General features: G+C 30.2%; 4 protein-coding genes. All 4 read left to right on the forward strand.

What is annotated here, in order from left to right:
- The first annotated feature begins 376 nt into the window (after window positions 1–376).
- Complete coding sequence (locus M3600_RS27995) at window positions 377–718, forward strand: helix-turn-helix domain-containing protein (RefSeq protein WP_251648487.1); 342 nt, start codon at window positions 377–379, stop codon at window positions 716–718.
- A complete protein-coding gene (locus M3600_RS28000) occupies window positions 718–1,713 on the forward strand; it encodes an ImmA/IrrE family metallo-endopeptidase (RefSeq protein WP_251648489.1) in 996 nt (331 codons plus the stop codon). The genes M3600_RS27995 and M3600_RS28000 overlap by 1 nt, the downstream gene beginning before the upstream one ends.
- On the forward strand, window positions 1,700–2,323 hold the full coding sequence (locus tag M3600_RS28005) for a hypothetical protein (protein ID WP_251648491.1): 624 nt from the start codon (window positions 1,700–1,702) through the stop codon (window positions 2,321–2,323). The genes M3600_RS28000 and M3600_RS28005 overlap by 14 nt, the downstream gene beginning before the upstream one ends.
- A gap of 1,222 nt (window positions 2,324–3,545) precedes the next feature.
- Window positions 3,546–4,196, forward strand: coding sequence for a helix-turn-helix domain-containing protein (locus M3600_RS28010; RefSeq protein WP_251648493.1), 651 nt, complete (start codon window positions 3,546–3,548; stop codon window positions 4,194–4,196).
- Window positions 4,197–4,313: the final 117 nt, after the last annotated feature.

Here is a 4,313-nt window from a genome sequence, read left to right on the forward strand (position 1 = left end):
TTCTTTATAAGATGCTTATTTATGATCTTTTCACAATAACCAAATCTATAAAGTTAAACAAGTTAGATAGCAATATGGAGAAAAACTGCGTATTTAAGAGATAAGTGTTTGTTTATTGAGGGAGGTTAGGACAAGGAATTAATTTTTTATTTTGTACATTATAAATACCTGTTTTTTACATGCATTTTCGGATAAATATCTTATTAACTGGAGATTCTAATGAAGAATATGAAGACTAGACTAATTATGGCTTTAAAATTTATTGATATTAAAAAGCCTTTTTTGTGACTAATCTTACTCGTTGTGAATGTAAATAACATAAATTGATTTAATTTATAGAAAGTGTTAATATAATTAACAAAGGAGGGTGATACAAATGTCTATTATCCATTTTAATACTGAATTGTTTATGAAGGTTTTTAAGGAATATAGGGGTGAAAGATCTCAAAGTGAAATTGCTAAAGAGTTGAACCTTGGTCGGTCAATGATTTCATTGTTGGAAAATGGGAAACAAGTCCCTACACTTGAAACACTAAAGAATGTCTGTGAAAAAATTAATAAAGACGTAAGCACTTTTTTTATAAAGGAGGAAGAAGATCCAATATTACTTTTAATGGGACGTTTAAAAGAAACGGACAGAAATAATCTACATGAGGTATTGGAGAGAATAAGTATAAGGGAGCATTATATTGCAATTAATAATAGGTGTGAAGAATAATGAGTCAATTAGATGATAAGGTTTTTTCAAATTTAATTGAAGACTACTCTCAGATTAGATATGATTTTAATCCTAAACCATTATTCCGGAAAGAAATTAATGAAATAAAGACTTTAGCAAGGGAAAAAAGAATGGAGTATGGAATTGCTCCAATTGGTAAAAACATTTTTGATTTTATTATGTCTAAGGAAAAAAATATATATTTTGAAAAACAAGCATTCGATAATAAAGAACTTGATGGTATGATTTTTGTTCCATCCAAATCTAGAGATATTGCATTCATTATTCTAAATTCAAACCAACCCCTTTTGAATCAAATTTTTGCCACTGCACATGAGTACTATCACTTTTTAACTGATATTGAATTAATAAGCAAGAACCCACATATTTGTTCCTTATCCCATTTAGGGGAAAAAGCAGAGCAAAAAGCTTCAAGGTTTGCTGCTGAGTTTTTATTACCAGACGATGCATTGAGAAGTGAAATAAATAACTGGTTATCTGTAATTAATAAAGATGAAGTTGAGGATACAGAGGTTAAAGATATAACAATTCTTTGTTATATTTTAACAATCAAATTTTGCCTTCCTTTAAAAGCAGTTTTATATCGTTTATTCGAGGAAGGTTATATAGAATCCAAAATGTTCGACTTATTAATATCTAATTACGAGTTCATTAAAGATACATTTATAAAAGCAAAAAATTTATACAAACGAGAAATTGAGCAGCTTCTTGACAATGAAAATCCATATATCCATGAAGTTATGTATGAAATAGCACCGAAGGCGTTTCATAAGGGTTTCGTATCTATTGATACAATACAACGAGATGCTAAAATTTTAAACTTAGATGTTGATCGATTTGGTATTGATGAGATTCAAAATGATTCTGAGGAAGAATATGAAGATGATGACGATGATGAATTAATGATTTTAAAGGACAAATTAAAAGGAAAATTGAATTTAGGTCAGGAGAATTCAGACGATGATACTGAATAAGTTTATAACACAGCCGATTCTCCTAGACGCTAGTGTTCTTTTAGTAGGCATTGAAAAAAACAATGATGAAAATTTCAATTTTGAAGCAATGAAAACACTATATATGGAAGAGCTATTTAACAATTTTCAAGATATCTTAATTCATGAAACCGTTTTCGATGAACTAGACGAACAAAGAAAAGATTTTATCAATACATATGTTGGAAAAAATGTGAAAATTGTATCAGAAAACAATTTATATGGACAGGATCCTTTATATACTACAGTGTTTAATCAGATTGCAAACTTTGACCTTTTTAAATATCAGCGTCCGAAAAAGAAGGACAAAGGGGACGTATATTCTCTTGCTTATGCAGCGTATCATAATATTCCATTTATCTCCGCTAGGGACGGGTCAATTATAAAGGCTGTAGAAGAACTTGTTAGCTTAAATAATGTAGAAGTTTGTGGGTTTGAACATATATTACTATTAGGCTACTTAAATAATGAAGATAAAAATCTTGTAAGACGATATAAATCTATTTATAAATCACATTGTACACCAGCAATAAATTCTGGTTTGATTCCAAAGACATTTGGAGAATTTATAAGGAGTCAAACTGATAATTGATTTTTATTTTACAAATCACTAATTATAGGTTGCTAGATATTAAGTTGAAATAAATTATGATTATATCTTAAAAAGTTTTTAGATATTTTGAACAAAGCATTGAGAAGTAATCTTCTCAATGCTCATTTTTTGCCTCTTAAATAACTATGTGAACCGTATCATAAATAGAGGGAAAAAGTTGAAATAAAGTGGTATTTTGTCGTTTAGATTAGGATCTGAAGTCGAACTTTCCTCTGAATTAAGATACTGTATGTGGATAAGTAAAAAGGTCTTGGACAGATTGATCTCAGAAAAGTCAAAATCGAGTGCAATTTTTTCCACAATTCTAGAACGACCATTAGAATGCTTAATCGTTTTGTTATTTAGTAAGACCTGAAATAGTTGCTTTTTTTTTCTCCCGAAGACTGTTTAAAAATTCCTAAGTACTTTTCTAATAGAAAACGAATAACATCTTGAGGGATTACCAATGAGTCTGATGAACTTAGTTGAAGGCTAAGTTCATTTTACTTTTGCTCTACCCCCCTTTTTTCTGTGGTAAGCGTTGTTGTAAAATTGCAATTGGGATTAGATTCTGTTCAAATGCTTCCATGTACTTTTCTTGTATGGTATTAACTTTGATAAGCAGCTGTTCAATCTGTTCTAATTCGTGCTGGTTCTTAAGATAGAGTTTGGAATTAACTAAAAAGTTTATAAGTGATTAATTACAGATTCTTCTGCTTCATAAGCTCTAATTAAATTAGCTTTACAGGCATATTTTAAGAGTCAATAAGAAAAATATCTTTTTTAGTTGGACAAAAAGGTTAGATTTTTATATTAGTTCAGATAATCATGTTAAAATGGAACTAAAATACCAATGGTTAGATAAGAAAGAAGTTTTTAAGTCTTACCAATCAGAAGCACAATTGGAAAGAAAAATGATTGAAAAGCTAGAGAAGCAACGGTATGAGAGAGTAGAGTTAAATGTGTAAATGCGTTAATCAGAAATTTCCGTAATCAAGTTAATTAATTTAACGCAAAAATTAGACGGACAACCTTTAACAGCTACAGAATTTAATCGTCTTTTAATTCTACAGCGAGATAATAAAGCAATGACATCTTTACCATTGCCATTGTACTAACTGAAAGAGCAATAAATACTATTTTAAGGTAGGTAATGTATAAATTTGGTATAATAAAAACAACCCTAATTAATCAACAAGTATATCAGAAAGGGGGTAGTAGAGTGAATTGGGATTCGGAGGAACGTTTTGTCAACGCTTTTGTCGTTGCTGGTATTAAAATCTTTGATACCACCCGCTTAGATTCAACAATAATTAGGGAGTTAAAAACAGGTTATGGTAGACCTGATGTGGTTTTGATTCAATATGATAGTAAACTTCTTAACTCCAGAAACTTATGTAGTCCATTATCGCAACTAGGAACATACGCAATTTCCTTTTTATCTTCACGCCCATGGATCAGGCCGGATAAGCTTGGAGTATTTCTGAATGTTTCTAAGAGTAAACTAACTACATTAATAAAAGAATTAGAAAAACATAATTTCATTATGCATAATAATAACTTAATAAAATCACGCCCTAAATCAGAAATAATGGGAGTAAAAAGAGTATTAACCTTTGAGGCAAAACTGCATAATTGGAAGGAAGCAGTAAATCAAGCTGAAAGACATCTATGGTTTACAAATGAGTCCTATGTATTAATGCCATATCCTAGCGAGAAACTAGTTAATATTATTTCAAGTGAGTGTTCTAGAAGAGGTCTCGGACTCTGTTTTTTTGATCCTGTAATTGGAAATAGGATCATAGTAAAGCCTTTGAAGAAAGGATTAATTAATACGCTTTATATATGGTCAATAAACGATAAGTGGATTTGAGTCAATAATCTGGACACAAAAAAGTTAAGTATTAAGCGGTTCTTCTAATCTGATCCTCCATAGCTTGAGGTGTTTGATAGCCGATGCTGCTGTGAATTCTGTTTCTGTTGTACCAGC

Origin of the sequence: Niallia sp. MER 6, from assembly GCF_023714395.1 — a bacterium.
Lineage (GTDB): Bacteria > Bacillota > Bacilli > Bacillales > Cytobacillaceae > Niallia.

Coding starts and splice junctions, on each gene's coding strand:
- M3600_RS27995 (WP_251648487.1), top strand. CDS start 377: ATGTCTATTATCCATTTTAATACTGAATTGTTTATGAAGGTTTTTAAG.
- M3600_RS28000 (WP_251648489.1), top strand. CDS start 718: ATGAGTCAATTAGATGATAAGGTTTTTTCAAATTTAATTGAAGACTAC.
- M3600_RS28005 (WP_251648491.1), top strand. CDS start 1,700: ATGATACTGAATAAGTTTATAACACAGCCGATTCTCCTAGACGCTAGT.